Genomic DNA, 25,344 nt, shown 5'->3' on the forward strand with positions numbered 1-25,344 from the left:
GGTCGTCGGTGCACGCCCCCGTGCGCCGCCGGGCGGCGGCGACCTTACCCCCGGAGCGGGCGCGGGAGCCGGCGCCGGCGCCGACTGTGGCCCCGGGGCCACGGCCCGCGTCGTCCGTACCGGGGGCGGTGGCGGCGGCCGGAGCGGTGGTCTCCGGCCGGGCGGTGGCGGGGCCGAGACAGAGCAGCCCCGCCACGCACCCGGCCACGGCCACCGCTCCGCCCACCGCGCCGACGAGGCGCCTCACGGGCCCGCGTGGGGGAGGTTGAGATACGGGAAGGCGGCCTGCGCGTCGGCGGGCTCCAGCCGGACGATCGGATCCGGCACCAGGCCGGCCGGGGAGGGCCCCGCTGGTTCGCCGGCCAGCATCCGGAGCAGCGGCCCGTCGACGTGGTCGTTGAGGCGCCGCCCGTTCGGGAAGCCCTGGAGGTCCCCGTCGAGGACCCCGTACGTCTTCGGCGCGGCCGTGACCGGGGTGGTGAGGTTCAGCCGCAGCTCCTCGGCGAGCACGATGCGGGCCGGGTCGGCGTCGGCGTTCATCGTGTGGGTGTTGAGGTCGAAGCCGAAGGCGGAACCGTTGGCCTTGTCCTTGCCGATGCCCTTCATGAGCAGCGCCTGGATGTCGAGGCGCGGGGTGGCCGGCGCCTTGTGCCCCTGGGCACTCTCGAACCGGTGCGGCGGTACGGGGTCGAGCGTGGCGGCCATGAAGTCGCCGTCCTGCCGGTCGTCCTTCGGCACGCGGGTCTGGAACCGGTCCTCGGGGCCGCCGGGCGTGGACAGCCCGACGGTGGTGCCGAAGAGCGCGAGCGGAAGGTGCGGACTGCCCTGCCGGGCCACCTGCCGGAAGGTGGGGGCCTGGGTCGCGAGGCTCCGGTTCAGGTCGGCGCCCGGCCGGGAGACGGACGCCCAGACGCCGACGACCGGGTTGCGCTTCGGGTCGCCCTTCAACGCGATGTCCCGCTTGGGCACCTGTAGCACGATGCTGTTCACGTTGAGCGCCGACAGCGGCTGGCCGTCGGGCAGCCAGCCCGGTACGGGGCCACGCGTGCCGAGCACGTACGGGCCGAGGACCTGGGTGTCGAACTTGAACGAATCCGCCGCCTGGGTGGCCAACGTCCTTCCACCGCCCGGCAGTTCACGGGCCGCCTGGTTCCGCAGCCGGTCATAGGCCGGCATCAGGAGCCGGCCGGTGTGGGTGGGCGAGGCGATCGCGTCGCGCAGCAGCGTCTCGGTGGCGCCGCCCGCCGTGACCTTCTCCAGCGTGTACTTCTGGCGCACCCCGAGCGACCGGTCGTCGAGCGATGTCACCGGCAGCGGACCGACCTTGGGCCCCATGCCGAACGGCCGGCGGTCCTCGTCACGGAAGGTCCAGCGGTACGTGGCGTCGGGCACCCCGTCCCCGTCCGCGTCCGTGTGGATCTCGTACCGCGCGCCGGTCGCGAACGGGAAGTCCACGAGCGCGTTGACGGCGGTGCCCGGAGCCTGGAAGGGGCGGACGTTGGCGATCAGAGTGACCAGGTCCGCGTTCTCGGGGCTGGTGAACGCGTAGACGTCGGTCAGGTCGGTCGCGGGGTCGAGCAGGGTCGACGGGGAGTCGATGTGCCCGCCTGCCGCGCCGGTGCCGGTGAACGGGCCGTACAGGGCGCCGGCGGTGAGCGCGGCGAGGGTGACGGCGAGGGCGGTGAGCCGTCGCCGCGACGCCCGGTCGCATCGTGGCTCTCCGGGTTCGCGGACGTTTCGGGGCATGCGCGTTTCTCCAGTGGCGTCGGGAGTGTGCGCCTCAGAGTGGAGTGTCCGATGATCTTGAGGCGCCCGTACGGCCCGGGGCGCCCCGTTCGCGTGACGGTTTTCCTCCGTACGGCCCAGTGGTGGTTTGTCCTGGTTCATGGCTATGCGTGAATAGGCGTGATCCGGCAGGCCCGACGGGGGAACGCGAGTTCGCCCGGTGGGTGAGATTCCGTGATCTTTCATGAACACGCTTGTCGGACAAGCCTGTTGAGCCAGGCCGGGCGATCGCCCGTGGCCGTTCTCCATCAAAGAAGAGGAAAGCTCTCATGTCTGTGCACGGCCTTCGACGTCTCACCGTCCTCGCCGCAGTCGCCGCCCTCTCCCTGCCGCTCGGCCTGACCTCGGCCGGAGCGACCACCGCCCAGCACCCCGTCACCGCCCACCGGGCGGCGCCCGTCGCCGCCCCGTTCCCGGGCGCGTACATCTCCCCGTGGGGCGACGCGCAGATCGCGCTCGGCGACGAGGCGCTGGCCTGGATGCAGCGCGAGGACATCACGCTGGAGACCATCACCCCGTTCGCGATGGACGCGAACCGCAAGGGCTTCAGCATGCCGATCGGCTCGACGGCCGGTGACGGCCTCGACATCCGCGGGCGGATCTTCTACCCGGGCGGCCTCCGCTTCCACCACGCGGCGTCCGGCAAGACCATCACGCTGAAGCCCACGTACATCCGTGTGATGCCGACGCCCTCCTACGCGGCGGGCATCGAGGTCGACGGCGTGCCGGTCTCCGACGAGGTCGTCATCGCGGAATCCACATACGCGGAGGTCATGCTGGGCGCCCGCCCGAGCCTGACGGGCTTCCGCATCAAGAAGGCGCCGTTCTACATCACGGCGGAGGCGTCCCGCCTGGTCGCCTCGATCACCGGCGGCGAAGCCCCGCCGGTGGGCGCCCTGTTCGGCACGCTCACCCCGAACTTCGACTACATCCCGACGGCCCCGAGGTCGTAACACGGGCGGCCTGAGCCGCCGGTTCGGGCGGGGCCTGTCGGTGTGGGCCGGGGGTGTTCCATGGCGGGCCGCCCGCCATGAGGCACCCCGGGGCCGCCCCGACAGGCCCGGGTCACCCCGGACCCGGTCGCTCATGACGGTATCCGGTGCCCCTGGGGCGCGGGCCGCGTTCTCGTGTGTCCTGCCAGCGCCAGCACGCTCAGGCCGAACATCAGGACGCCCAGGGGGAGATGGACCGACGGTACGTGCGCGATGCCGAGTGCGACCTGCGCCGAGGCGAGGACGAGGAAGCCGGACGCGTGCCACACGGGCCGGGGCGAGCCGCCGCCCGGTTTCCAGGCCAGGACCGCCGCGAGTACGTACAGCATCGACGCCCCGTACATCACCCGGGCTCCGGCGCTGTGCAGTGTCTCGCCGTAGGACGAGGTCAGCAGCAGCCCGGCGGAGACCGCTTGAAGGAAGATGGTCAGGGTCTGGAGGGCGATCGCCGTCCGCAGGAACGAGAAGCGGCGCTGTGCCGTCGCCTTGGTCGCCATGCCACGGTCCCCTTTTCCGCCCGGTGGGCAGTGGATCGGTAAGGTCTCACCAGCCCGACGACGCGGGCCCGCGAAAGGTAAGGCGAGGAGGCGGTCGGGCATGGGCACGGCGGGGGCGAGCGCCGACGAGTTGGCCGGCGAGGGGCGCCAACTGGCTAACGTCGCCTACCGGTTGCTCGGTTCACTGGCAGAGGCCGAGGACGCCGTACAGGAGGCATACGCGCGCTGGTACGCGCTGCCGAAGGAACGGCGGGACGAGATCACGTCCCCCGGTGCCTGGCTGACGACGGTGACCGGCCGGATCTGCCTGGACGTGCTCGGCTCCGCGCGGGCGCGGCGTGAACGGTACGTCGGGGCGTGGCTGCCCGATCCGCTGCCCGACCACGCCGAGTGGGGCCACGGCCGAGGCCAGGGCGCCGACCCCGCCGACCGGATCGTCCTGGACGAGTCGGTGGCCATGGCCTTCCTCGTCGTGCTGGAGTCGATGACCCCCGCAGAGCGGGTGGCGTTCGTCCTGCACGACGTCTTCCGGTACCCCTTCGCCGAGATCGCCGGCATCCTCGGCCGCACCCCCGCCGCCTGCAAGCAGCTCGCGGCCTCCGCCCGGCGCCGGGTACGCGTCGCACCGGCTCCGGTGACGGGGGCCGGACAGGCGGAAGCCGTACGGCGGGTCAAGGAGGCATGGGAGACCAAGGACATCGCGGCCCTGGTCGACCTCCTCGACCCGGCGGCCGTGATGACCGCCGACGGCGGCGGCATGGTCGGAACCGTCCTCCGCCCGATCGAGGGCGGTGCGCGCATCGCCCAGTACCTGGTCGCCATCGCCGGCAAGGCTCCGGGGCTCGAACTCCTGGAACGCTCGGTCAACGGCGCTCCGGGCCTGGTGGCCCGGCAGGCCGGCGCCGTCGCGACCGTGGCGTCGTTCGAGATCGCGGACGGCCGCGTCACGCGGATCTGGGCGGTCCGCAACCCGGAGAAGCTGCGCCCGTGGCTGCGGGGCGGGGCCGTCTGACGCTGTCCCGGGACCGGGCGCGGATCCGTACCCGTATCCGTACCCCAGGGCGGCGAGGAGAGCGGCGGTCGTCAGGCCGGTCAGGGCCGAGTCCAGAAGCCCCCGGCGGTGACCGGGCGGGGCGGTGCCCGTGGGCGGCCTCACGGGGCGGCGTCCGTCTCCGGGCACAGCTCCACCCACACCTGCTTGCCCCACCGCAGGAGTTCCGTACCCCACCGGTCGGCCAGCGCCTCGACCACGAGGAGGCCGCGCCCGTCCTCCGCGCCGTCCTCGGCGGCCCGGGGCACGGGCGGCGTACGGGACTTGTCCACGACGGCCACCCGGACCCGCCCCGGCTCGGGCAGTGAGACCAGCACGCGTACCAGCCGACTCCCGCTGTGCCGTACGGAGTTGCCGATCAGCTCCGAGACGACGAGCGCGGCGGCATCCGAGACATCGGGCACCCCCCACGCGGCACACGCGGCCATGACCAGGAGCCTGGCCCGGCGCGCGGACTCGGGGGCGCAGGGCATGGTCTGGCTGTACGCCGGATGCCCGAGGGGGGAGGAGAGGACGGGCCGGGGCTCCAGGTCGGTCTTTATGCGCGGGGGGTGAACGGGGCGGGCGGGGTTGCTGGGGGGAAGAGGCATGGGGGTCTCCCGGCGGTGGTTCTGTTGCTGGGGCGCACGCCCCCACGGGGCAACTTGCGCGCCGATTACCGCTGGTGATGAGTCGGTAACTGGCCCCAGCGTGAGGTCTGGGACTCGGAATCGGCAACCAAAAGTGGGTACCCCACATGAATTGGTATATGTGATCGAACGCGCTCAAGCCTGTGCATGGCGGACACGAGGCGTCAGACTCGCAACAGGCGCCGCGATGCGGCAGGCTCTCTCACCACGGAGGTACACACGTGGCTGCTCCAACGGGACCCACGGTCCGGCGCATGCAACTCGGATGGGAGTTGCGGCACTTGCGGGACAAGGCTGGATTCACCCTTGCTCAGGCCGTGGCCGGGTTGACGTTCTCGCCGTCGAAGTTGCAGCGCGTGGAGAACGGGCTGACCGGTCTGCCGAAGGTTCAGGACCTCAAGAACCTGCTCGACCGGTACGGCGTGACGGACGAGGAGGACGTGGAATTCCTGGTGAAGGTCCACCGCGACTCGGTCAACCGGGGATGGTGGTCCGTCTACCGCAGCGTCCTGCCGTCCGGCATGGGGATGTACATCGGCCTTGAGAGTGGGGCTCGCCGGATGCGTACCTGGCAACCGTACGTAGTCTTCGGCTTGTTGCAGACCCAACGGTACGCACGTGAGATGTTCCAGACCGCCAAGCCGGTCGAGGAGACGACGACCGAGTTCGTGGAGCGCCACATCCAACTCCGGATGGAGCGGAAGGGGGCCCTGACCCGGAGGGAGGACCCCTTGGAGCTGTGGGCCATTCTCGACGAGGGCGCGCTCCGAAGGGTCGTCGGCGATTCGGACGTGATGCGGGAGCAGTTCGAAGAGATCACCACGCTCGCGCGCCGCGACAACGTGACGGTTCAGATCCTTCCCCTGGGGACGGCCACGTACCGGAGCAGCTTCAACTTCAACCTGCTGGAGTTCGAAGCACCGCTTCCGGTGGTCGTTCAGGTCGACGCGGCCGATGGATCGAACATCAGCGACAAGGACACCACCGCGTGGTCCTTCTCCCGGAGGTTCGACGCGCTGCGGGCGGGCGCCCTCGCCCCGATCGAGACGCCTAATTTCCTCCAACAACTAGCACGAGAGATCTGACTCATGCCCGATCGCATAGAGACCCAGGCCGCCCCCGAACCGGCCTGGTTCACGTCTTCGTACAGCGCGGAGAACGGCACCGCCTGCGTCGAGGTCGCCCACCTCACCCCCACCCACCAGGTAGGCGTCCGCGACTCCAAGGACAAGGCCGGTCCCGCGCTCGTCGTGCCGGTCGCCGCCTGGGCGGAGTTCGTCGCGGGGGCGCGGGCGGGTCTCTGAGCGGGGTGCCGCCCCTATCGCTTCCGGATGCTGTCGATGATGCGCGTCCAGTTGTCGGCGCCGTGGCCGTTCTCGATCGCCTGGCGGTAGTGGGCCTGTACCGCCAGGGGGAGGGCGAGGTCGAGGCCGAGGGAGGCGCTGGTGTCGACGATGTGGTCGGACGTCGCGCCCATCATGGTGACCGTGCTGAGGTCGCCCGGGTGCTCTCCGGCGTCCAGCGCCGCGCCCGGGGTCTCCTCGCCGGCCCTGAGGAGGGCGCCCGTCGAGTCGGCGGAGGAGAGCAGTTCCGGCAGTGTGTCCCTGGCCTTCATTCCTGCCGTGCCCAGCATCGCGGTGGCGTGCATCAGGGCGGACAGGGTGGTGAGGAAGACGGTGAGCTGGGCCTGGTACATCGTCTGGGCGAGGCCCGGATCCTCGCCCAGGTACTTCGGTGTGCCGAGCGGTGCCAACGCCGCCCTGTGGTTCTCCAGCGCCGTGGCGGGGCCGCTGTAGTAGACGTGGGCCGCCTCCGTGCCGACCATCGGCGCCGGGACCATGACCCCACCGGTGAGGAAGGCGGCGCCGTGACCCGCTGCCCAGTGCGCCGCCTCGCGGGTGCGGTCGGGGGTGTCCGAGCTGAGGTTGACCAGGGTGCGGCCCGCCAGTGAGGCGGTGGCGGTGCCGAGGATGTCGTACATCGCCTGGTAGTCGGTGAGGCTGAGGATCACGAGGTCGCTCGCCGCGACCGCCTCGCCGGGGGTGGCCGCGCGGGTCGCTCCGGCCGTGACGAGGGTGTCGGCCCGGGCGGGGGTGCGGTTCCAGACGGTGACCGGGTGGCCGGCGGTGAGGAGGGTGTGGGCCATCGCCCGGCCCATCGGGCCGAGACCGAGCATGGTGACATGGGCGTGTCGTGTGTGTTGTTCGTTCACCCCTCCATGCTCGGAGGGCACCGTTAATCTCGGAAGTACCCACTATTTTCTGCGGTACTTACCTTTCAGTAAGGGGATCGGCGATGGCCAAGGCGCCGCGGCTCGGGCCGTACATCTGCGGTATCGACGCCGGGCTCGACGTGGTGAGCGGCAAGTGGAAGGGGCTGATCCTCTGGGAACTCGACGCCCATGGCGTGCGCCGCTTCGCCGAACTCCGGCGCGGGCTGCCGGGAGTGAGCGAGAAGATGCTGACCCAGCATCTGCGCGAGATGGAGGAGGACGGTCTCGTCCACCGGAAGGTCTACGCACAGGTGCCGCCACGGGTGGAGTACTCCCTGACCGAGCACGGGCGCACGCTCAACGACGCGCTCCGGCCGCTCGGTGTCTGGGGGACGGAGCGGATACGGCGTGAAGGCGTCCCGGTGGCCGACGTCACCGGGGCCGGGGCGGCGCACGCGTAGCGGCTCGTCCCACGGGGTGGGGCGAGCCGCTGTCGGGTTCTCGTCGTGGGTCGCCCGCTACTTCGGGTCGCGGTTGAAGAGCGACGTGGACCAGAGGTAGCCAAGTGCGGAGAGGGCGAGGCACCAGGCGACGGCGAGCCATCCGTTGTGGCCGATCTCGGTGCCGAGGAGCAGTCCGCGCAGCGTCTCGATGGCCGGGGTGAACGGCTGGTACTCGGCGATCGGCCGGAACCAGCCCGGCATCGCGTCGACCGGCACGAAGGCGCTGGAGAGGAGCGGCAGGATCATCAGCGGCATGGCGTTGTTGCTTGCCGCCTCGACGGTCGGGCTGGACAGGCCCATCCCGACCGCGATCCAGGTGAGGGCCAGGGAGACGAGCGCCAGCAGCCCGACCGCCAGGACCCACTCCAGGGCGGTGGCATCCGTGGTCCGGAACCCGATGGCCACGGCCACGGCCCCGACCAGGACCACGCTCATCACGCACTGCAGCACGCTGCCGACGACGTGCCCGATGAGCACCGACCCGCGGTGGATCGCCATCGTACGGAAGCGGGCGATGATGCCCTCGGTCATGTCCATCGAGACGGACACCGCGCTGCCGATCGTGCTGCCGCCGATGGTCAGCATCACGATGCCCGGGAAGAGATACGCGAGGTACGCGGACCGGTCCGCCCCGCCGGCCCCGATGCCGGCGCTCATCACGTCGCCGAAGATGTAGACGAAGAGCAGCAGCAGCATGACCGGCGTGAGCAGCAGGTTCAGGGTGAGGGACGGGTAGCGCCGCACGTGCAGGAGATTGCGGCGCAGCATGGTGTTCGAGTCGCGTACGGCGAGGGTGAGGGCGCTCATCGGACGTTCTCCTCGGGCTGCTCGGGCTGCTCGGGCTGCTCGGGCTGGGTGGACTGGGTGGGCCGGGTCGGCCGGGCGGACTGGTGGGGCACGGTGGCCGGGCCGGTCAGGGCGAAGAAGACGTCGTCGAGGTCGGGGGTGTGCACGGTCAGTTCGTCGGCCTCGACGCCGGCCGCGTCCAGCCGGTCGAGGACGGAGCGCAGCTCGCGCTGGCTGCCGTCGCCGGCGATCTGGAGGGACAGCGCAGTGTCGTCCCGGGTGACCTCGCCCAGTGCGACGGCGGCTCGCTGGTATGTGGACGGGTCGGAGAAGCGGAGCCGTACGTGGCCGCCGGGGATGAGCCGCTTCAGCTCGTCGGCGCTTCCCTCGGCGGCGAGCTTGCCGTTGTTCAGTACCGCGATGCGGTCGGCGAGTTCGTCGGCCTCTTCCAGGTACTGGGTGGTGAGGAAGACGGTGACGCCGTCGGAGACGAGTTCGCGGATGATCCCCCACATGGTGTGGCGGCTGCGCGGATCGAGGCCGGTGGTCGGCTCGTCGAGGAAGATGATGCGCGGGCTGCCGACGAGGGTCATGGCGATGTCGAGGCGGCGTTTCATGCCACCGGAGTAGCTCTGGGCGGGCTTCTTCGCGGCGTCGACGAGGTCGAAGCGCTCCAGCAGTTCGGCGGTGATCCGCCGGGCCTCGCGTTTGGGCAGGTGGTGCAGGTCCGCCATGAGGAGCATGTTCTCCTCGCCGGTGATCAGCCCGTCGACGGCGGAGAACTGCCCGGTGACGCCGATAGCGGCCCGTACCCCGTCGGGTGAGGTGGCGATGTCGTGGCCCGCGACCTGGGCCTGCCCGCCGTCGGCGGCGACGAGCGTGGAGAGGATCTTCACGGCGGTGGTCTTGCCGGCGCCGTTCGGCCCGAGCAGCGCGAACACCGACCCGGCCGGGATGCGCAGATCGATGGAGTCGAGGACGGTCTTGTCGCCGTACGACTTGCGCAGCCCGACGGCGGAGATGGCGGCCGGTGACGGGTGATCGCCACCTTGCTTGGACGTGGGCATGACAGATGAAGGCACGGGGCCCTCCCGTTCGAGGGGTGAGGTGACCGGGCTGAGTGAGGGTGTGCGTGAGCGAGCGTGTGGGACCGGTGCTCAGCCCTGGGCGCGGCGGACGTCGATGTTGCCGTGCCGGGTGCGGGCGCGGACCTTGACGGTGTCCTCGGCCTCCTCCGGGGTCTCGGACGCGGTGAGCGTGTTACGCACCTGGCCGGAGCCCGAGCTGACGTCGAGCCAGGCGGCCGTGCCCACGCGGATGCCGATCTCGATGGCGCCGTAGGACGTCTCCAGCTGGACGGTGCCACGGGCCACTTCACCCACGCGCAGGGTGCCGTGGGCGGTCGTGGCGGTGACCGAGTCCTCGGCGCGCCGGATCTCGATGTCGCCGTTGGCGCCGCTCACCCGCAGCTCGCCGGTGGCTGCGTCGACGGTCGTGGTGCCGTGCGAGTTCTTCAGTACGGCGGGGCCGTTGATGAGCCCGACGCGCAGGCTGCCGGAGCTGGTGCTGATCTCGGCCGGGCCCTCGACCCGGTCCACGGTGATCGAGCCGTGCGCCGCGGTCAGCCTCAGCGGGCCGGTCGTGTCGAGGCGGACGTCGCCGGACGAGGTCTTCACATGGACGTCGCCGAGCCGGCCCTCGCCGAGCACCTGGGTCCAGGCGCCGGTCACGTCGACGTGCGACCCCGTGGGCAGCTCGACCGTCACGTCGACGGTGCCGGTCCGGCCGAGGAGATGGGGCTTGGGCGTCCTGACGGTCAGTACGCCGTTCACGTACGTCACCTCGGTCTGGTCGGCCGCCCGTACGTCCTGGTCCCGCTTCGGGTCGCGGGGCCGCACCTCGGCGACGGTGTCGAGGCGGCCGACCGCGGTGAACTGGAGGGAACCGGCCTCCACGCGGGCGGCGACCGAGATCGGTGCGGGGGTGTCGAAAGAAGGCATGGCTGTCCCGTCCTCTTGGGTCTGGGGAGCGTCCTCGCTGGTGGGGCGCGGTGTGGGTGAAGTGGTGCAGGCGGTGCGGGGGTGCCCGGTGCGGCTGAGGGGTGGGGCTTGCGGAACCGGTCTAGCGCACCCAGCCCGTGAAGCTCTGTCCGATGGTGCGGCTCTTCTCCGTCGTGCGCGGCCGGGTGCCGCCGTCGACCGCGGCCGACACGGCGCGCACCAGCCACGCGTTGACCGACAGGCCCTCGCGGCTCGCGGCTTCCTCGGCGCGGGCCTTGAGGTGGGCCGGCAGGCGCAGGTTGACGCGGGCGGTGCCGCCCTCGTCGCCGTCGGCCGGGGCCGGGGTCCTGAGCGGTTCGACGGACGCGGCCGGTTCCGCGGAGGTGCCGCCGTCGGTGGGCGGCGGGGTCACGACGAAGTCGGGGTCGAGCCCGCGCAGCCGTACGTCGACCGAGCCGGGGGCGAGTTCGCGGGTGATCTCGTCCATCGCGGCGGACAGCACGTTGAGCATGGTCAGCCGGGTCGCCGACTCCAGGGGGGCGGTGAGCCTCTCGGCCAGCTCGCGAGCTTCGCTGCCGCCGGCTTCGGCGGCCACCGCGAGTTCGCGGCGGAGGGTGTCGACGTACGGGGTGAGGTCCATGACGTCATCATGGCACCACTATGGCGCCCTGAGCAAGTGTGGGTGGCGCCTAACGCGGGTGGGGAGGGTGTGGGTGGGTTCTACCTGCGGAAACGTGCGGCGGGCGCCCTTGGGTGGTGGTGGCGCCATGCGTGTTCGTGCGCCCTGGAGGGTCTGGAATGGTGCCGCGTGATGCCGCGTGGTGCCAGATGGAGTCAAGTGACGCCATGCGGTGTCATGCGGTGCCACGCGGTGCCACCGCTCCCGGTGGAGCAGGTCACGCAGAAGCGCCGCATCCCGCGGTGTGCTGCCGCGACGGCGGCGGCGACGATGGCACAGGCCGTGCCTTCCGCCTACTCCCGCCCGAAGCGGAGCCTGTACCGGCAGACGCCCTGATCGCGTAGCGCGTGCCCGGGGTCTTGCGGCAAGGGCCGGGGCGTGCCGCAGAATCGCCGACCAGGGCCGGAGATCACTGAAATGGGGAGTCGCCACATGCGGGTGCTGTTGTCCACGTACGGGTCGCGCGGGGATGTCGAGCCGCTGGTGGGGCTCGCGGTGCGGTTGCGGGAGCTCGGGGCCCAGGCGCGGGTGTGCGCGCCGCCGGACGAGGAGTTCGCGGAGCTGCTGGCCGGGGTCGGCGTGGAGCTGGTGCCGGTCGGGCGGCCGGTGCGCACGTTCATGCACGGGGCGGCGGCGCCGTCGGCGGCGGAACTGGCCCGGCTCCGTCTCGCGATGGTCGCCGAGCAGTTCGACGCCGTCGCCGCGGCGGCCGAGGGGTGCGACGCCGTGGTGGCGGCCGGTCTGGCGCAGGTCGCCGCGCGGTCCGTGGCGGAGAAGCTGGGCATCCGGTACGTGTACGCGAGCTACCACCCGGTCTCCCTGCCGTCGCCGCACCACCCGCCGGCCCGGCGGGAGGGCTGGCCGTCCCCGCCGGAGGGCACCGGCAACCTGGCCCTGTGGGACCTGGACGCCCAGGGCATCACGGAGCTGTTCGGCGACGCGCTCAACACCCACCGGGCGTCGATGGACCTGCCCCCGGTGGACAACGTCCGCGACCATGTCTTCACCGACGAGCCGTGGCTGGCGACCGACCCGGTCCTGGGCCCCTGGCGGGAGCCGGCGGAGCTGGGCGTCGTACAGACCGGCGCGTGGATCCTTCCGGACGAACGGCCGCTGCCGGAGCGGCTGGTGGCGTTCCTGGACGCCGGCGCGCCACCGGTGTATGTCGGCTTCGGCAGCATGCGAGCCCCGGAGGACGTCGCCCGGGTGGCCATCGAGGCGCTGCGCGCGCGGGGCCGCCGCGCGGTGGTCTCGCGGGGCTGGGCCGACCTGGCGGTGATCGACGACCGGGACGACTGTCTCGTCGTCGGTGAGGTCAATCAGCAGGCGCTGTTCGGCCGGGTGGCCGCCGTGGTGCACCACGGCGGCGCGGGGACGACGGCGACGGCCGCCCGGGCCGGCGCGCCCCAGGTGGTCGTCCCGCAGATGGTGGATCAGCCGTACTGGGCGGGCCGGGTGGCCGCGTTGGGCATCGGCGCCGCGCACAACGGCCCGACCCCGACCGTCGCGTCCCTGTCCGCCGCGCTCGCCACGGCCCTGGCCCCCGCGACCCGTGACCGGGCGCGGGCCGTGGCCGCGACGATCCGCACCGACGGGGCCGCGGTGGCCGCCAGGCTGCTGTTCGACGCGGCCGTACGGGAAAGGCGCCCGTCGCCCGCGTGAACCGGGCGGCCTCGCCACCTCGCCCCCCTCGTCACTTCGCCCCCGCCGTGCGCCTACGCGGGGGGAGGAGTGACCGCACGGCGGAGCCCCGGGGCACTCGCCCCGGGGCTGCCGTGTTCCGAGCCGCGCTCCGAACCGGTGGACCGCCGCAGGTACACGTACATGTACATGTGTACACGTACACGTACGTGTCAGAGCTTGCGCAGGGAGAGCCGCTGCACCGTGTGGTCCGGGCCCTTGCGCAGCACCAGCGTGGCGCGGCCCCGGGTGGGCGCCACGTTCTCCAGCAGGTTGGGCCTGTTGATGGTGTGCCAGGTCGTACGGGCGTACTCCAGGGCCTCCTCCTCGGAGACCTGGGTGTACTTCCTGAAGTACGACGACGGATCCTGGAAGGCCGTCTCACGGAGTTTGCGGAACCGGCTGAGGTACCAGCTCTCGATGTCCTCGGGACGCGCGTCGACGTACACGCTGAAGTCGAAGTAGTCGGCGAGCCCCACCCGCGTCCGGCCGTCCTTGCCGGGCAGCGCGGGCTGGAGGACGTTCAGCCCCTCCACGATGAGGATGTCGGGGCGCCGTACGGTGAGCAGTTCGCCCGGCACGATGTCGTAGATGAGGTGTGAGTAGACGGGCGCGGTGACCTCGTCCCTGCCCGCCTTGATGTCCGCGACGAACCGGGTCAGGGCCCGCCGGTCGAACGACTCGGGGAAGCCCTTACGGGACATCAGCCCGCGCGCCTGGAGCTCCTTCATCGGGTACAGGAAGCCGTCGGTGGTGACGAGTTCGACCCGCGGGTGTTCCGGCCAGCGGGCCAGCAGCGCCTGGAGGAGCCGGGCCACGGTCGACTTGCCCACGGCCACGCTCCCGGCGACCCCGATGACGAACGGGGTGCCGCGCTGCGCGCCGTGCCCGTTGCCCGCGTCCCCGAGGAACGTGTTGAGGGCGCCGCGGAGCCCCGCGGTGGACTGGACGTACAGGTTGAGCAGCCGGGAGAGCGGGAGGTAGACGTCGCGTACCTCGTCCAGGTCGATGACGTCCCCGAGCCCGCGCAGCCGCTCGACCTCGTCGGCGGTCAGCGGCAGCGGGGTCTTGTCGCGCAGCGCGCTCCACTCGGCCCGGGTGAGGTCGACGTAGGGGGTCGGCCCGTGGTCGGTCCGGCGGGCGGGGCTCCGGGACGGCGACGGTGGCGACGGCGGCGGGGTGATCACCTGGCCATTGTCCGGCGCGACCGGCGGTCCGGGGAGGCCGCCGGGGGTGGGGTCGGTCACGTGGCGTGCGTGCGAGGTCCCCGCCCCCCGGTGCGCGGTCTGCGACGATGCCGTCCGACGAGGTCGAAAAGGCACGGAACGGCCAGTAGCCATCAGGAACATCAGGAAAGTCAGATACGGCCGGGAAGGAACTGGTATGTGCGGAATCGTGGGTTACGTGGGCGGGCAGTCGGCGCTCGATGTGGTCATCGCGGGCCTCAAGCGCCTGGAGTACCGGGGGTACGACTCCGCCGGGGTCGCCGTCCTCGCCGACGGCGGGCTCGCCGCGGCCAAGAAGGCGGGCAAGCTCCTCAACCTGGAGAAGACCCTGGTGGAAAGCCCGCTGCCGAGCGGCGCCACCGGTATCGGCCACACCCGCTGGGCCACGCACGGCGGCCCCACCGACGCCAACGCCCACCCGCACCTCGACAACGCGGGCCGCGTCGCCGTCGTCCACAACGGGATCATCGAGAACTTCGCCGTGCTCCGCGCCGAGCTGGCCGGACGCGGCCACGACCTCGGCTCCGACACCGACACCGAGGTCGTCTCGCACCTCCTCGCCGAGGCGTTCTCCTCCTGCGGCGACCTCGCCGAGGCGATGCGCCAGGTCTGCCGCCGGCTGGAGGGCGCCTTCACGCTCGTCGCCGTCCACGCGGACGCGCCGGACGTCGTCGTCGGCGCGCGCCGCAACTCGCCGCTGGTGGTCGGGGTCGGGGAGGGCGAGTCGTTCCTCGCCTCCGACGTCGCCGCGTTCATCGCCCACACGCGCTCCGCGATCGAGCTGGGCCAGGACCAGGTGGTGGAGGCGCGCCGCGACGGCGTGAGGGTCACGGACTTCGACGGCGCCCCGGCAGCGGTCCGCTCGTACCACGTGGACTGGGACGCCTCCGCCGCCGAGAAGGGCGGCTACGCCTCCTTCATGCTCAAGGAGATCGCCGAGCAGCCGAAGGCCGTCGCGGACACGCTCCTCGGCCGGATCGACGCCGAGGGCGTGCTCACCCTCGACGAGGTGCGCATCCCGGCGGCCGTGCTGCGCGAGGCGGACAAGGTCGTCATCGTGGCGTGCGGTACGGCCTTCCACGCCGGGCTGATCGCCAAGTACGCCATCGAGCACTGGACGCGGCTGCCCTGCGAGGTGGAGCTGGCCAGCGAGTTCCGCTACCGCGACCCGATCCTGGACCGGCGCACGCTCGTCGTCGCGATCTCGCAGTCCGGCGAGACGATGGACACGCTGATGGCGCTGCGGCACGCCCGCGAACAGGGCGCGAAGGTGCTGGCCATCTGCAACACGAACGGCTCGACCATCCCCCGGGAGTCCGACGCGGTCCTCTACACGCACGCGGGCCCCGAGGTCGCCGTCGCGTCGACCAAGGCGTTCCTGACCCAGCTCGTGGCCTGCTATCTGGTCGCGCTCTACCTGGGCCAGCGGCGCGGTACGAAGTGGGGCGACGAGATCAGGGACGTCGTCCGCGACCTGGGGCGGATCGCGGGCGAGGTGGAGCGCGTCCTGGCCACGATGGAGCCCGTACGGGCCCTCGCACGCACCCTGAAGGACAAGCGGACGGTGCTGTTCCTGGGCCGGCACGTGGGGTATCCGGTGGCCCTGGAGGGCGCCCTCAAGCTCAAGGAACTCGCGTACATGCACGCGGAGGGGTTCGCGGCGGGTGAGCTGAAGCACGGCCCGATCGCGCTGGTCGAACCCGACCTGCCGGTGGTGGTCGTCGTACCGTCGCCGCGCGGGCGCTCGGTGCTGCACGGCAAGATCGTCTCGAACATCCAGGAGATCCGGGCACGGGGCGCGCGCACCATCGTGATCGCGGAGGAGGGGGACGAGGCGGTGGTGCCTTACGCGGACCACCTCATCCGGATCCCGGCGACGCCTACGCTGCTTCAGCCGCTCGTCGCGACCGTGCCGTTGCAGGTGTTCGCGTGCGAGCTGGCGACGGCGCGGGGCAACGAGGTGGACCAGCCGAGGAACCTGGCGAAGTCGGTCACGGTGGAGTAAGCGGTGCAGTGAGGGAAGAGAGGGATTTGAGTGATCATCGGGGTGGGGATCGACGTCGCGGAGATCGACCGGTTCGGGGAGTCGCTGCGGCGCACCCCGCAACTGGCCGACCGGCTCTTCCTGGCGAGCGAGTTGCTGCTCCCCAGCGGCGAACGGCGCGGTACGGCCTCCTTGGCGGCGCGGTTCGCCGCCAAGGAGGCCTTGGCCAAGGCGCTCGGCGCGCCCGGCGGGCTGCACTGGACGGACGCCGAGGTGTACGTGGAGGAGACCGGGCGGCCACGGCTGCGGGTGACGGGGACGGTGGCCGCGCGCGCCGCCGAGTTGGGCGTACGGAGCTGGCACGTCTCGCTCAGCCACGACGCGGGGGTGGCGTCCGCCGTGGTGATCGCGGAGGGTTGACGGCAGGGGGAACGGTAGCCGGGCGAGCCGAGGAGAGAGCAGGGCTGATGCGTACCGCCTACAGCGTGGAGACCGTGAGGAACGCCGAGCGCGAGCTGATGGCGCGGCTGCCGGAGGGCACGCTGATGCGGCGCGCCGCAGCCGGCCTCGCCGCCGCCTGCGCCGGGCTGCTGAAAGACCTGCTCGGACGGGTGTACGGGGCGCGTGTCGTCCTGCTCGTCGGCAGCGGCGACAACGGCGGCGACACCCTGTACGCCGGGGCGCGGCTGGCCCGCAGGGGCGCCGGGGTCACGGCGGTGCTCCTCGCACCCGACCGCGCGCACGGGGGCGGGCTGACGGCGCTGCTGGGCGCGGGCGGCCGGGTCGCCGACGACCCGTACGAGGTGCTGGCCGCCGCCGACCTGGTGCTGGACGGCATCACCGGCATCGGCGGCCACGGCGGGCTGCGGCCCGACGCGGTGCCGGTGGTACGGGCCGCCCGGGGAGCGGGGGCGGTGATCGTCGCCGTCGACCTGCCGAGCGGTGTCGACGCGGACAGCGGGGAGGTCGAGGCGGCGGACCGGGCGGTGCGCGCGGACGCGACGGTCACCTTCGGCACGTACAAGCCGGGCCTGCTCATCGACCCGGCGCGCGCGCACGCGGGCGCGCTGCGCCTCGTGGACATCGGCCTCGGCCCCCATCTGCCGTCCGTCCCCGACCTGGAGGCGCTGCAGCACGCGGACGTGGCGCGGCTGCTGCCCGTACCGACGGCGGAGAGCGACAAGTACCGGCGCGGCGTCGTCGGCGTCGTCGCCGGCTCCGCCCGCTACCCGGGCGCGGCGGTCCTCGCGGTGTCGGGCGCGCTGCGCGGCGGCGCGGGCGCCGTACGGTACGTGGGCCCCGGCAGCGAGGCGGTCCTCGCCCGCTTCCCGGAGACGCTGGTGCACGACGGCCCGCCGTCGCAGGCCGGCCGCGTCCAGGCGTGGGTGGTGGGCCCGGGGCTCGGCGAGGGCTCGTGGGCCCGCTCGGCGGTGGCCGAGGTCCTGGCCTCGGACGTACCGGTCCTGGTCGACGCGGACGGCCTGCGCCACGTCACCGAGGCCGCGGTACGGCGCCGTACCGCCGACACGCTGCTCACCCCGCACGCGGGCGAGGCGGCGACGCTGCTCTCCGTCCCCCGCGCCGAGGTGGAGTCGGGGCGGCTGGCGGCGGTACGGGAACTGGCCGCCCGGTACGGCGCGACGGCCCTGCTGAAGGGCTCGACGACCCTGATCGCCGCCCCGGACCCGGGGACCCCGGTCCGCGTCAACCCCACGGGCACCCCCTGGCTGGCCACGGCCGGCAGCGGCGACGTCCTCTCCGGCCTCGCCGGATCCCTCCTCGCCACCGGCCTCCCGGCCCGCGACGCGGCCTCGGCGGCGGCCTACCTGCACGGCCTGGCGGCCCGCCTGGCCGCGCACGGCGCACCGGTGGCGGCGGACGACGTGGCGGCGGGCGTGGGCGAGGCGTGGCGCAACGTGGTGGGGGACGGGGGCTGACGGGTACTGGCGGGGCGAGGCGGAAGAGCGTGCCCAGTAGGCTGAACCTCAGCGGGAACCCGCCCGCCCCGCGATGTCAGTGAGGCGCGTCATGACCGCCGAGTTGGTCGCCCCCGCGTGGATGCACGAGCAGATCACGGCGGAGCAGTACGACTCCTGGTCCGAGGAGCGGTGCGCGGGAATCGAGATCGTGGACGGGATGGTCGTCGTGAGTCCCAGCGCGTCGAAGCGGCACAACCGCCTGGCCCGGATTCCGGCGAACGCCCTGGACGCCGCCGCCGGTCCTGACCGGAACGCCGACACGGACGTCGACGTCCGGCTCCAGGACGTACCACTCCCAATCGACGTCCGGATGTCATCGTGTACCGCGCGGACACCATCGACACCACACCGACCCGCCCCGAGCATGTGCTGCTGGTCGTGGAGGTCGTCTCACCGGGGTCGGAGACCACGGACCGGGTCGTGAAGGTGGAGCAGTACGCCCAGGCCGGCATCGCCTTCTACTGGAGGATCGAGCAGGCCGCGACCGGCGTTCCCCTCCTGTACACGTACGTTCTCGACCCCGCGGCCAGGGTCTACCGGAACGGAGACGTGTCCACCGGTGTGGTCAAGGCCGCGGCTCCCTTCCCGGTGGAGATCGGCCTCGGCCTGATCTGACTGATCCGGCCAGGCGGCTCGGAAGGCGGCTACGGGGGCGGCTTCGAAGGCGGCACGACGGCGGCTTCGCGGGGGCGGCGCCACCGTGATCACACGGCTCGGACGGCGAACTGAGAGACTGGGCCCGATGACCGGAACCATGGAGACCTCGGCGACCCTGCGGGCGCGGGCCGAAGTCGATCTCGCCGCCCTGCGGGGCAATGTGCGCGCGTTGCGCTCCCGTGTGGGGGACGGCGTCGCGCTGATGGCCGTCGTGAAGTCCGACGCGTACGGACACGGCATGCTGCCCGTCGCGCGCGCCGCCCGCGCCGCCGGGGCCACCTGGCTCGGGACCGCCACACCCCACGAGGCGCTCGCGCTGCGGGCCGCCGGGATCGGCGGCCGGGTGATGTGCTGGCTGTGGACGCCCGGCGACCCCTGGCGGGAGGGGATCGAGGCCGATCTCGACATGTCCGTCAGCGGGCTGTGGGCGCTGCGCGAGGTGACCGCCGCCGCGCGCGCGGCCGGGCGGCCCGCGCGGATCCAGCTCAAGGCCGACACCGGGCTCGGCCGCAACGGCTGCCAGCCCGCCGACTGGCCGGAACTCGTCGGTGCCGCGCTCGCCGCGCAGGCCGCGGGCGAGGTCCGGATCACCGGGCTCTGGTCGCACTTCGCCTGCGCCGACGAGCCGGGACACCCCTCGATCGCCGCCCAGCTGGAGGTCTTCCACGAGGTCGTGGCGTACGCCGAGAAGGCGGGCGTCGAACCCGAGGTACGGCACATCGCCAACTCGCCGGCCGCGCTCACCGTCCCCGAGTCGTACTTCGACCTCGTCCGGACGGGCATCGCCATGTACGGCATCTCGCCCAGCCCGGAGCTGGGCACCTCGGAGGACTTCGGCCTGCGTCCCGTCATGACGCTCTCCGCGTCCGTGGCGCTGGTCAAGCGGGTGCCGAAGGGACACGGCGTCAGCTACGGCCACCACTACGTCACGCCGGAGGAGACCACGCTCGGCCTGATCCCGCTCGGGTACGCGGACGGCATCCCCCGGCACGCCTCCGGGCGCGGACCCGTGCAGGTCGGCGGGGTGCGGCGACGGGTGGCCGGGCGGGTGGCGATGGACCAGTTCGTCGTCGACCTCGGCGGCGACACGCCCGAACCGGGCACGACCGCCGTCCTGTTCGGCCCCGGCGACCGGGGCGAGCCGACCGCGGAGGAGTGGGCGCAGGCGGCGGGGACCATCGCGTACGAGATCGTCACCCGCATCGGTTCCCGCGTCCCCCGCGTCCACCTGAACGAGAGCGGGCATGCTGAGCCGGGCGGTCTCACCACCGAACCGCCGGGGCCGACGACGGGGAGCGCACCGTGAGCGAGAGCGGCAACTGGCGCAGGGCGACGGGGATCGCGGGCGCCGCCATAGGCGTGATCGCCGCCGGGGCCGCCGCCGGTGTGGCGATCGAGAGGATGACCGTCGGACGCGGCATCCGCAGGAAGGCGCGGCTCGCGCTGGACGCGGCGGGACCGTACGGCGCCCTGCGCGGCACCCCGGGCAGGGCCCTCGCGGACGACGGTACGGAGCTGTACTACGAGGTCGACGACGTCACCTCCGGGGAGGCGGCCGAGGCGGAAGGGGCAATCGGGACCACCGGGGCCGCCGGGACCACCGGGCCGGCCGGATCGCGCCGGCGGCGGCTCTTCGGCCGTAAGGCGCCCGCCCCCGTCACGGTCGTTTTCAGCCACGGTTTCTGCCTCAACCAGGACGTCTGGCACTTCCAGCGCGCCGCGCTGCGCGGCCTCGTCCGTACCGTCCACTGGGACCAGCGCAGCCACGGCCGCTCCGCCCGCGGCGCGGCCCAGCGCGGGCCCGGCGCCGTCCCGGTCACGATCGACCAGCTCGGCCGCGACCTGAAGGCCGTCATCGACGCCGCCGCGCCCGACGGGCCGCTGGTGCTGGTCGGCCACTCCATGGGCGGCATGACGGTGATGGCGCTGGCCGACCAGTTCCCGGAGCTGATACGCGACCGGGTCGTCGGCGTCGCGTTCATCGGCACGTCGAGCGGAAAGCTCGCCGAGGTCACGTACGGGCTGCCGACCCTGGGCGTCAACGCCGTACGCAGCGTGCTCCCCGGTGTGCTGCGGATGCTCGGCTCGCAGGCCGAGCTGGTCGAGCGCGGGCGGCGGGCCACCGCGGAGATCGCCGCGGGGGTGATCAAGCGGTACTCGTTCAGTTCGAAGGACGTGGACCCGGCCGTCGCGCGGTTCGCGGAACGGCTCCTGGAGTCCACCCCGATCGATGTCGTCGCCGAGTTCTACCCGGCCTTCACCGAGCACGACAAGGCGAAGGCGCTGCCGGCCTTCCTGGAGGTCCCGGCGCTGGTGCTGGCGGGGGAGAACGACCTCGTGACCCCCAGCTCGCACAGCGAGGCCATCGGCGATCTGCTGCCCGACGCGGAGCTGGTGATCGTCCCTGACGGCGGCCACCTGGTGATACTGGAGCACCCGGAGGTCGTCACGGACCGGCTGGCCGACCTGCTGGTACGGGTCGGGGCGGTGCCCGCACCGTCTAACGTGGGGACGCATGGAAGCACCGCACAGCCCGGCGCCTGACGCCGCTCCTGTCACCTCCCCCGAGGCCTCTGTCACCCTCACCGTCGGTTCGCCCGAACGGATGACGGAACTGGGCCTGCGCCTCGCCGCGCTGCTCCGCCCCGGCGATCTGGTGATGCTCACCGGCGAGCTGGGCGCAGGCAAGACGACCCTGACGCGCGGTCTGGGCGAGGGCCTGGGGGTACGGGGGGCCGTCACCTCCCCGACCTTCGTGATCGCCCGCGTCCACCCCTCCCTGACCGGCGGCCCCGCGCTGGTCCACGTCGACGCGTACCGCCTCGGCGGCGGTCTCGACGAGATGGAGGACCTGGACCTCGATGTCTCGCTGCCGGACTCCGTGGTGGTCGTGGAGTGGGGCGACGGCAAGGTCGAGGAGCTGTCGGACGACCGGCTGCACGTCGTCATCGACCGGGTCGTGGGCGGGGCCGGGCCCGCGCCGGACGCCGGGGAGGACGACCGGCGCACCGTGACACTGACCGGGCTCGGCGCCCGGTGGACGGACGCGGATCTGGCCTCGCTGGCCCCACCGACCTCGTAGAACCGTTCGAAGCACCCCTCGTACGACCGACGGACAACCCCTCGTGCAAGCGACGGACAGCCCCTCGTGGAACCGACGGGCAACCCCTCGTGGAATCCACGGATCGTGCCGTGATCCGGTCAGTCGTTCCGTACGTTCCGACAAGACGTCGGCAAAATGTTGCGTGGGCCGTGCCGTGCGTGGTCACATGGAAGGGAGACTTGGTTAGGTCTACCTAACCATGCCTGCCCCCGGAGCCTCAGGAGGCACCCATGCCGGCGCCCGAGCGTGACATCCGTCCGCAGCCCTCGTCGTACCTGGCGCGATCGCTGTCACCGTCGTCCGTTTCCATGAAAGACCTGCTGGCGTCGTGTGCCGCGGCGCGCGCCGTCTCCACGCCGCCGCACGCGCCCGAGCCGGACGCGGGGCAGGACACCGGGCTGGAGCTGCTGAGGGAGAGCGGCGAACAGCGGTGCGGCGCCGCACGGGAGCGCGACGCCGCCTGACAGGTCCGACAACCGCACATCCGACGTTCGGAGCAGCGGACCGGGAGAGGACTACGGGACGACTTCGACCTTCGAGCCGACCGTCGCGAACGTCCACATCGCGTTCCCGTCCGCCACCCGCATCCTGACTCCGCCCGTCTTCAGCGTCGGGTCAGGGCTGGTGAGCGTGCCGTCGACCGCCGCGCTGAACCCGATCGCCACGTTCTCGACGGTCGTGAAGCGCACCACGTGCTCGATCCGTACGCCGTCCGAGCCGGTCACGGAGCCGGACCGGGAAGTCACGGTGTACGAGCCGGGGGGCGGGCTGACCGTGCTCGGCATGACCGTGAACGTCTTCGTCGACCGGTTCTTCTCGTCCACCAGCCACACCCGCCGGTCGGCCAGCGCGTAGACGACCCGCTCCCCGGTGCCCGAGGCGGCCGGCACGGCCGTCGGGTCCTTCGGCTTCTGCGCCGGTGTGCCGGCGGCGGGGGGCGAGGAGGAGCTGGGGGCGGCTTTCCTGGGCTTCCCGAGGGTGTCGGGGACGTTCGCCGATGCCTGGAAGGCGAGGAAACCGACCACGGCGACAGCCGCTGCGGTGAGCCCGGCCACGATTCCCGAGCTGCTCCTGGACACCTTGATCCACCTCTCGTACGTATGACTCCGTGGTGACGTTAGCAGCAGCGGGATGACGGGGCGGGGCGCCGTGCCCCGGCGCCGGGAGCCGTAGGCTGTTTGCGTGCTTCTGCTCGCCGTTGATACCGCCACGCCCGCCGTCACCGTCGCCCTCCACGACGGTTCCTCCGTCCTGGCCGCCGAGCGCCGGACCGACGCCCGCCGCCACGGGGAGCTGCTGCTGCCCGCCGTCGACCGGGTCCTCGCCCTGGCCGGGAAGAGACTCGCCGACGTGACGGAGGTGATCGTCGGGGTCGGGCCCGGACCGTACACCGGGCTGCGGGTCGGTCTGGTGACGGCCGTGACCTTCGGCTCGGCGCTCGGCGTCCCGGTGCGCGGGCTCTGCACCCTGGACGGGCTGGCGTACGCGTCCGGCCTGACCGAGCCGTTCGTGGTGGCCACGGACGCGCGCCGCAAGGAGGTCTACTGGGCGCGGTACGCGGACGCCCGTACGCGGCTGACCGAGCCCGCGGTGGACCGCCCCGCCGACCTCGCGGAGGAGATGGCGGGCGTGCCCGTGGTGGGCGCGGGGGCGCTGCTCTACCCGGACGTCTTCCCGGACGCGCGGGACCCCGAGCACCAGTCGGCCGAGGCGCTGGCCGCGCTGGCCGCCGAGAGACTCGCCGCGGGCGGGGAGTTCCTGGCGCCGCTGCCGCTCTATCTGCGGCGGCCGGACGCGCAGGTGCCCAAGAACTACAAGGTGGTCACCCCGAAGTGACCGCCTCCCTGGATTCCGCCGCTGTCGTCCTGCGCGAGATGCGCTGGTGGGACATCGAACCGGTGCTCGCGCTCGAACACGAGCTGTTCCCCGAGGACGCCTGGTCACCGGGGATGTTCTGGTCGGAGCTGGCGCACGCGCGCGGCCCGAGGGCGACGCGGCGCTACGTGGTCGCCGAGACGGCCGCGGGGGAGCGGGGCGAGGGGAAGATCGTCGGGTACGCCGGGCTGGCCGCCGCCGGTGGCCTCGGCGACGTACAGACCATCGCCGCCGCCCGCGACCAGTGGGGCACCGGCCTCGGCTCCCGCCTCCTCACCGACCTCCTCCAGCACGCCACCGCCTTCGAGTGCGAAGAGGTCCTGCTGGAGGTACGGGTCGACAACACGCGGGCGCAGAAGCTGTACGAGCGGTTCGGCTTCGAGCCGATCGGCTTCCGCCGCGGCTACTACCAGCCGGGCAATGTCGACGCGCTCGTCATGCGCTTCCGCGCCCAGGACACGGACGGAACAGAGCCGGCGGAGGCAGCGGAGCCGGCGCACGGGGCAGAGCCGGCGTACGGAACAGTGCCGGTAGACGGAACAGAGACGGCAGGAACTGAGAACCATGGCTGACGAACCGCTCGTCCTCGGCATCGAGACCTCCTGCGACGAGACCGGTGTCGGCATCGTGCGCGGTACGACGCTGCTCGCCGACGCCATCGCGTCGAGCGTCGACGAGCACGCGCGCTTCGGCGGCGTGGTGCCCGAGGTCGCCTCCCGCGCGCACCTGGAGGCGATGGTTCCGACGATCGAGCGCGCGCTGAAGGAGGCCGGGGTCGCCGCCCGTGACCTCGACGGGATCTCCGTGACGGCCGGTCCCGGGCTCGCCGGGGCGCTGCTGGTGGGGGTCTCGGCGGCGAAGGCGTACGCGTACGCCCTCGGCAAGCCGCTGTACGGCGTCAACCACCTGGCCTCGCACATCTGCGTCGACCAGCTCGAACACGGCCCGCTGCCGGAGCCGACCATGGCGCTGCTGGTCAGCGGCGGCCACTCGTCGCTGCTGCTCGCGCCGGACATCACCAGCGACGTACGGCCGATGGGCGCGACCATCGACGACGCGGCGGGCGAGGCGTTCGACAAGATCGCGCGCGTCCTGCACCTCGGTTTCCCCGGCGGCCCGGTGATCGACCGGCTGGCGCGGGAGGGCGACCCGGCAGCCATAGCGTTCCCGCGCGGACTGACCGGGCCGCGCGACGCCCCGTACGACTTCTCGTTCTCCGGGCTGAAGACGTCCGTGGCGCGCTGGATCGAGGCGAAGCGGGCAGCGGGCGAGGACGTGCCCGTACGGGACGTGGCGGCCTCCTTCCAGGAGGCGGTGGTCGACGTACTGACGCGCAAGGCCGTCCGCGCCTGCAAGGACGAGGGCGTCGACCATCTGATGATCGGCGGCGGGGTCGCGGCCAACTCCCGGCTGCGCGCGCTCGCGCAGGAGCGGTGCGCGCGCGCGGGCATCCGGCTGCGGGTGCCGCGTCCGGGGCTGTGCACGGACAACGGGGCGATGGTGGCGGCGCTGGGCGCGGAGATGGTGGCCCGGGGGCGGCCGGCGTCGGACTGGGCACTGTCGGCGGACTCCTCGCTGCCGGTGACGGAGCCGCACGTACCGAGCACCGACCACGACCAGACACAGGGCCACGCGCAGGGCCACGCGCACGGTCATGACCACGACCACGTTCACGAGCTGGCGAAGGACAACCTGTACTCATGAGG

The 25,344-nt window shown here is 72.5% G+C and carries 26 protein-coding genes and 2 pseudogenes; 17 read left to right on the top strand and 11 right to left on the bottom strand.

The window, feature by feature from the left end; all coding sequences use genetic code 11:
- Together ACFXPL_RS11810 and ACFXPL_RS11815 are read right to left on the bottom strand one after the other, a co-directional pair.
- Positions 1–247, bottom strand: a pseudogene (locus ACFXPL_RS11810) (DEAD/DEAH box helicase); the annotation flags it as partial.
- Complete coding sequence (locus tag ACFXPL_RS11815) at positions 244–1,746, bottom strand: DUF4331 domain-containing protein (RefSeq protein ID WP_384916398.1); 1,503 nt, start codon at positions 1,744–1,746, stop codon at positions 244–246. The pseudogene ACFXPL_RS11810 and the gene ACFXPL_RS11815, both read right to left, overlap by 4 nt.
- 308 nt (positions 1,747–2,054) lie before the next feature.
- Between ACFXPL_RS11815 and ACFXPL_RS11820 the strand changes: the two genes are divergently transcribed.
- Positions 2,055–2,738 (top strand): hypothetical protein, encoded by a 684-nt coding sequence (locus tag ACFXPL_RS11820; RefSeq protein ID WP_384916401.1) that lies wholly within the window; start codon positions 2,055–2,057, stop codon positions 2,736–2,738.
- A 131-nt stretch (positions 2,739–2,869) separates the two neighbouring features.
- Here the strand turns inward: ACFXPL_RS11820 and ACFXPL_RS11825 are convergent, their stop codons facing one another.
- On the bottom strand, positions 2,870–3,274 hold the full coding sequence (locus ACFXPL_RS11825; RefSeq protein WP_384916404.1) for a hypothetical protein: 405 nt from the start codon (positions 3,272–3,274) through the stop codon (positions 2,870–2,872).
- A gap of 100 nt (positions 3,275–3,374) precedes the next feature.
- Here ACFXPL_RS11825 and sigJ point away from each other — a divergent pair, with 100 nt between their 5' ends.
- Complete coding sequence (gene sigJ, locus ACFXPL_RS11830) at positions 3,375–4,286, top strand: RNA polymerase sigma factor SigJ (RefSeq protein ID WP_384916408.1); 912 nt, start codon at positions 3,375–3,377, stop codon at positions 4,284–4,286.
- 140 nt (positions 4,287–4,426) lie between these two features.
- Here the strand turns inward: sigJ and ACFXPL_RS11835 are convergent, their stop codons facing one another.
- Positions 4,427–4,915 carry an ATP-binding protein gene (locus ACFXPL_RS11835; protein WP_384916411.1) on the bottom strand — a complete coding sequence of 163 codons (489 nt, stop codon included), beginning with the start codon at positions 4,913–4,915 and terminating at the stop codon, positions 4,427–4,429.
- 293 nt (positions 4,916–5,208) lie between these two features.
- Here ACFXPL_RS11835 and ACFXPL_RS11840 point away from each other — a divergent pair, with 293 nt between their 5' ends.
- Together ACFXPL_RS11840 and ACFXPL_RS11845 are read left to right on the top strand one after the other, a co-directional pair.
- Positions 5,209–6,039 carry a helix-turn-helix domain-containing protein gene (locus ACFXPL_RS11840; protein ID WP_384916414.1) on the top strand — a complete coding sequence of 277 codons (831 nt, stop codon included), beginning with the start codon at positions 5,209–5,211 and terminating at the stop codon, positions 6,037–6,039.
- Between the two features lie 3 nt (positions 6,040–6,042).
- Positions 6,043–6,258, top strand: coding sequence for a DUF397 domain-containing protein (locus ACFXPL_RS11845; RefSeq protein ID WP_384916417.1), 216 nt, complete (start codon positions 6,043–6,045; stop codon positions 6,256–6,258).
- A gap of 14 nt (positions 6,259–6,272) precedes the next feature.
- Here ACFXPL_RS11845 and ACFXPL_RS11850 read toward each other — a convergent pair whose 3' ends face one another.
- A complete protein-coding gene (locus ACFXPL_RS11850) occupies positions 6,273–7,166 on the bottom strand; it encodes an NAD(P)-dependent oxidoreductase (RefSeq protein WP_384916420.1) in 894 nt (297 codons plus the stop codon).
- A gap of 83 nt (positions 7,167–7,249) precedes the next feature.
- Between ACFXPL_RS11850 and ACFXPL_RS11855 the strand changes: the two genes are divergently transcribed.
- Positions 7,250–7,627 (top strand): winged helix-turn-helix transcriptional regulator, encoded by a 378-nt coding sequence (locus ACFXPL_RS11855; RefSeq protein WP_384916423.1) that lies wholly within the window; start codon positions 7,250–7,252, stop codon positions 7,625–7,627.
- Between the two features lie 57 nt (positions 7,628–7,684).
- On the opposite strand, the gene ACFXPL_RS11860 is transcribed toward ACFXPL_RS11855, so the two are convergent.
- The 4 genes from ACFXPL_RS11860 to ACFXPL_RS11875 all read right to left on the bottom strand — a co-directional run bounded on the left by ACFXPL_RS11860 (position 7,685) and on the right by ACFXPL_RS11875 (position 11,095).
- Entirely contained in the window at positions 7,685–8,476 is a 792-nt protein-coding gene (locus tag ACFXPL_RS11860; protein WP_384916426.1) for an ABC transporter permease, read from the bottom strand.
- Positions 8,473–9,522: an ATP-binding cassette domain-containing protein gene (locus tag ACFXPL_RS11865; RefSeq protein WP_384916429.1), complete on the bottom strand. Its 1,050-nt coding sequence runs from the start codon at positions 9,520–9,522 to the stop codon at positions 8,473–8,475. Before ACFXPL_RS11865 ends, ACFXPL_RS11860 begins: the two co-directional genes overlap by 4 nt.
- A gap of 90 nt (positions 9,523–9,612) precedes the next feature.
- Entirely contained in the window at positions 9,613–10,455 is an 843-nt protein-coding gene (locus tag ACFXPL_RS11870; RefSeq protein ID WP_384916432.1) for a DUF4097 domain-containing protein, read from the bottom strand.
- A 121-nt stretch (positions 10,456–10,576) separates the two neighbouring features.
- Entirely contained in the window at positions 10,577–11,095 is a 519-nt protein-coding gene (locus ACFXPL_RS11875; protein ID WP_384916435.1) for a hypothetical protein, read from the bottom strand.
- Between the two features lie 471 nt (positions 11,096–11,566).
- On the opposite strand from ACFXPL_RS11875, the gene ACFXPL_RS11880 reads away from it, so the two are divergent.
- Entirely contained in the window at positions 11,567–12,796 is a 1,230-nt protein-coding gene (locus ACFXPL_RS11880; RefSeq protein WP_384916438.1) for a glycosyltransferase, read from the top strand.
- Positions 12,797–12,987: 191 nt separating this feature from the next.
- Here the strand turns inward: ACFXPL_RS11880 and coaA are convergent, their stop codons facing one another.
- Positions 12,988–14,001 (bottom strand): type I pantothenate kinase, encoded by a 1,014-nt coding sequence (gene coaA, locus ACFXPL_RS11885; protein WP_384916690.1) that lies wholly within the window; start codon positions 13,999–14,001, stop codon positions 12,988–12,990.
- Between the two features lie 196 nt (positions 14,002–14,197).
- Here coaA and glmS point away from each other — a divergent pair, with 196 nt between their 5' ends.
- The 8 genes and pseudogenes from glmS to ACFXPL_RS11925 all read left to right on the top strand — a co-directional run bounded on the left by glmS (position 14,198) and on the right by ACFXPL_RS11925 (position 22,227).
- Positions 14,198–16,045, top strand: coding sequence for a glutamine--fructose-6-phosphate transaminase (isomerizing) (glmS, locus tag ACFXPL_RS11890; RefSeq protein ID WP_384916440.1), 1,848 nt, complete (start codon positions 14,198–14,200; stop codon positions 16,043–16,045).
- Positions 16,046–16,075: 30 nt separating this feature from the next.
- Complete coding sequence (locus ACFXPL_RS11895) at positions 16,076–16,444, top strand: holo-ACP synthase (RefSeq protein ID WP_384916443.1); 369 nt, start codon at positions 16,076–16,078, stop codon at positions 16,442–16,444.
- Positions 16,445–16,491: 47 nt separating this feature from the next.
- Positions 16,492–17,961 carry an NAD(P)H-hydrate dehydratase gene (locus ACFXPL_RS11900; RefSeq protein WP_384916446.1) on the top strand — a complete coding sequence of 490 codons (1,470 nt, stop codon included), beginning with the start codon at positions 16,492–16,494 and terminating at the stop codon, positions 17,959–17,961.
- 91 nt (positions 17,962–18,052) lie between these two features.
- Positions 18,053–18,618: pseudogene (locus ACFXPL_RS11905) on the top strand (Uma2 family endonuclease).
- Between the two features lie 139 nt (positions 18,619–18,757).
- Complete coding sequence (alr, locus tag ACFXPL_RS11910; protein WP_384916693.1) at positions 18,758–19,966, top strand: alanine racemase; 1,209 nt, start codon at positions 18,758–18,760, stop codon at positions 19,964–19,966.
- Entirely contained in the window at positions 19,963–21,204 is a 1,242-nt protein-coding gene (locus ACFXPL_RS11915) for an alpha/beta fold hydrolase (RefSeq protein ID WP_384916449.1), read from the top strand. The genes alr and ACFXPL_RS11915 overlap by 4 nt, the downstream gene beginning before the upstream one ends.
- The gene (gene tsaE / locus ACFXPL_RS11920; RefSeq protein WP_384916452.1) at positions 21,176–21,742 is read left to right on the top strand and encodes a tRNA (adenosine(37)-N6)-threonylcarbamoyltransferase complex ATPase subunit type 1 TsaE; all 567 of its coding nucleotides are present in this window, start codon (positions 21,176–21,178) and stop codon (positions 21,740–21,742) included. The genes ACFXPL_RS11915 and tsaE overlap by 29 nt, the downstream gene beginning before the upstream one ends.
- A gap of 251 nt (positions 21,743–21,993) precedes the next feature.
- Positions 21,994–22,227 (top strand): hypothetical protein, encoded by a 234-nt coding sequence (locus ACFXPL_RS11925; RefSeq protein ID WP_384916455.1) that lies wholly within the window; start codon positions 21,994–21,996, stop codon positions 22,225–22,227.
- A gap of 51 nt (positions 22,228–22,278) precedes the next feature.
- Here the strand turns inward: ACFXPL_RS11925 and ACFXPL_RS11930 are convergent, their stop codons facing one another.
- Positions 22,279–22,842 carry a hypothetical protein gene (locus ACFXPL_RS11930; RefSeq protein ID WP_384916458.1) on the bottom strand — a complete coding sequence of 188 codons (564 nt, stop codon included), beginning with the start codon at positions 22,840–22,842 and terminating at the stop codon, positions 22,279–22,281.
- 103 nt (positions 22,843–22,945) lie between these two features.
- Between ACFXPL_RS11930 and tsaB the strand changes: the two genes are divergently transcribed.
- The 3 genes from tsaB to tsaD are packed head-to-tail and all read left to right on the top strand — an operon-like array spanning position 22,946 to position 25,342.
- The gene (gene tsaB, locus ACFXPL_RS11935; protein ID WP_384916461.1) at positions 22,946–23,599 is read left to right on the top strand and encodes a tRNA (adenosine(37)-N6)-threonylcarbamoyltransferase complex dimerization subunit type 1 TsaB; all 654 of its coding nucleotides are present in this window, start codon (positions 22,946–22,948) and stop codon (positions 23,597–23,599) included.
- A 38-nt stretch (positions 23,600–23,637) separates the two neighbouring features.
- Positions 23,638–24,210: a ribosomal protein S18-alanine N-acetyltransferase gene (rimI, locus tag ACFXPL_RS11940; protein ID WP_384916696.1), complete on the top strand. Its 573-nt coding sequence runs from the start codon at positions 23,638–23,640 to the stop codon at positions 24,208–24,210.
- Positions 24,203–25,342: a tRNA (adenosine(37)-N6)-threonylcarbamoyltransferase complex transferase subunit TsaD gene (tsaD, locus tag ACFXPL_RS11945; RefSeq protein ID WP_384916464.1), complete on the top strand. Its 1,140-nt coding sequence runs from the start codon at positions 24,203–24,205 to the stop codon at positions 25,340–25,342. The genes rimI and tsaD overlap by 8 nt, the downstream gene beginning before the upstream one ends.
- The last annotated feature ends 2 nt before the right edge of the window (positions 25,343–25,344 follow it).

Source organism: Streptomyces sp. NPDC059092 (assembly GCF_042756365.1).
Classification (GTDB): Bacteria; Actinomycetota; Actinomycetes; order Streptomycetales; family Streptomycetaceae; genus Streptomyces.

Bases quoted from the DNA above. Each gene is read 5' to 3' on its own strand.
- ACFXPL_RS11815 (WP_384916398.1), bottom strand. From the start codon at position 1,746: ATGCCCCGAAACGTCCGCGAACCCGGAGAGCCACGATGCGACCGGGCG.
- ACFXPL_RS11820 (WP_384916401.1), top strand. From the start codon at position 2,055: ATGTCTGTGCACGGCCTTCGACGTCTCACCGTCCTCGCCGCAGTCGCC.
- ACFXPL_RS11825 (WP_384916404.1), bottom strand. From the start codon at position 3,274: ATGGCGACCAAGGCGACGGCACAGCGCCGCTTCTCGTTCCTGCGGACG.
- sigJ (WP_384916408.1), top strand. From the start codon at position 3,375: ATGGGCACGGCGGGGGCGAGCGCCGACGAGTTGGCCGGCGAGGGGCGC.
- ACFXPL_RS11835 (WP_384916411.1), bottom strand. From the start codon at position 4,915: ATGCCTCTTCCCCCCAGCAACCCCGCCCGCCCCGTTCACCCCCCGCGC.
- ACFXPL_RS11840 (WP_384916414.1), top strand. From the start codon at position 5,209: ATGCAACTCGGATGGGAGTTGCGGCACTTGCGGGACAAGGCTGGATTC.
- ACFXPL_RS11845 (WP_384916417.1), top strand. From the start codon at position 6,043: ATGCCCGATCGCATAGAGACCCAGGCCGCCCCCGAACCGGCCTGGTTC.
- ACFXPL_RS11855 (WP_384916423.1), top strand. From the start codon at position 7,250: ATGGCCAAGGCGCCGCGGCTCGGGCCGTACATCTGCGGTATCGACGCC.
- ACFXPL_RS11860 (WP_384916426.1), bottom strand. From the start codon at position 8,476: ATGAGCGCCCTCACCCTCGCCGTACGCGACTCGAACACCATGCTGCGC.
- ACFXPL_RS11865 (WP_384916429.1), bottom strand. From the start codon at position 9,522: ATGCCCACGTCCAAGCAAGGTGGCGATCACCCGTCACCGGCCGCCATC.
- ACFXPL_RS11870 (WP_384916432.1), bottom strand. From the start codon at position 10,455: ATGCCTTCTTTCGACACCCCCGCACCGATCTCGGTCGCCGCCCGCGTG.
- ACFXPL_RS11875 (WP_384916435.1), bottom strand. From the start codon at position 11,095: ATGGACCTCACCCCGTACGTCGACACCCTCCGCCGCGAACTCGCGGTG.
- ACFXPL_RS11880 (WP_384916438.1), top strand. From the start codon at position 11,567: ATGCGGGTGCTGTTGTCCACGTACGGGTCGCGCGGGGATGTCGAGCCG.
- glmS (WP_384916440.1), top strand. From the start codon at position 14,198: ATGTGCGGAATCGTGGGTTACGTGGGCGGGCAGTCGGCGCTCGATGTG.
- ACFXPL_RS11900 (WP_384916446.1), top strand. From the start codon at position 16,492: ATGCGTACCGCCTACAGCGTGGAGACCGTGAGGAACGCCGAGCGCGAG.
- alr (WP_384916693.1), top strand. From the start codon at position 18,758: ATGGAGACCTCGGCGACCCTGCGGGCGCGGGCCGAAGTCGATCTCGCC.
- tsaE (WP_384916452.1), top strand. From the start codon at position 21,176: ATGGAAGCACCGCACAGCCCGGCGCCTGACGCCGCTCCTGTCACCTCC.
- ACFXPL_RS11925 (WP_384916455.1), top strand. From the start codon at position 21,994: ATGCCGGCGCCCGAGCGTGACATCCGTCCGCAGCCCTCGTCGTACCTG.
- rimI (WP_384916696.1), top strand. From the start codon at position 23,638: ATGCGCTGGTGGGACATCGAACCGGTGCTCGCGCTCGAACACGAGCTG.
- tsaD (WP_384916464.1), top strand. From the start codon at position 24,203: ATGGCTGACGAACCGCTCGTCCTCGGCATCGAGACCTCCTGCGACGAG.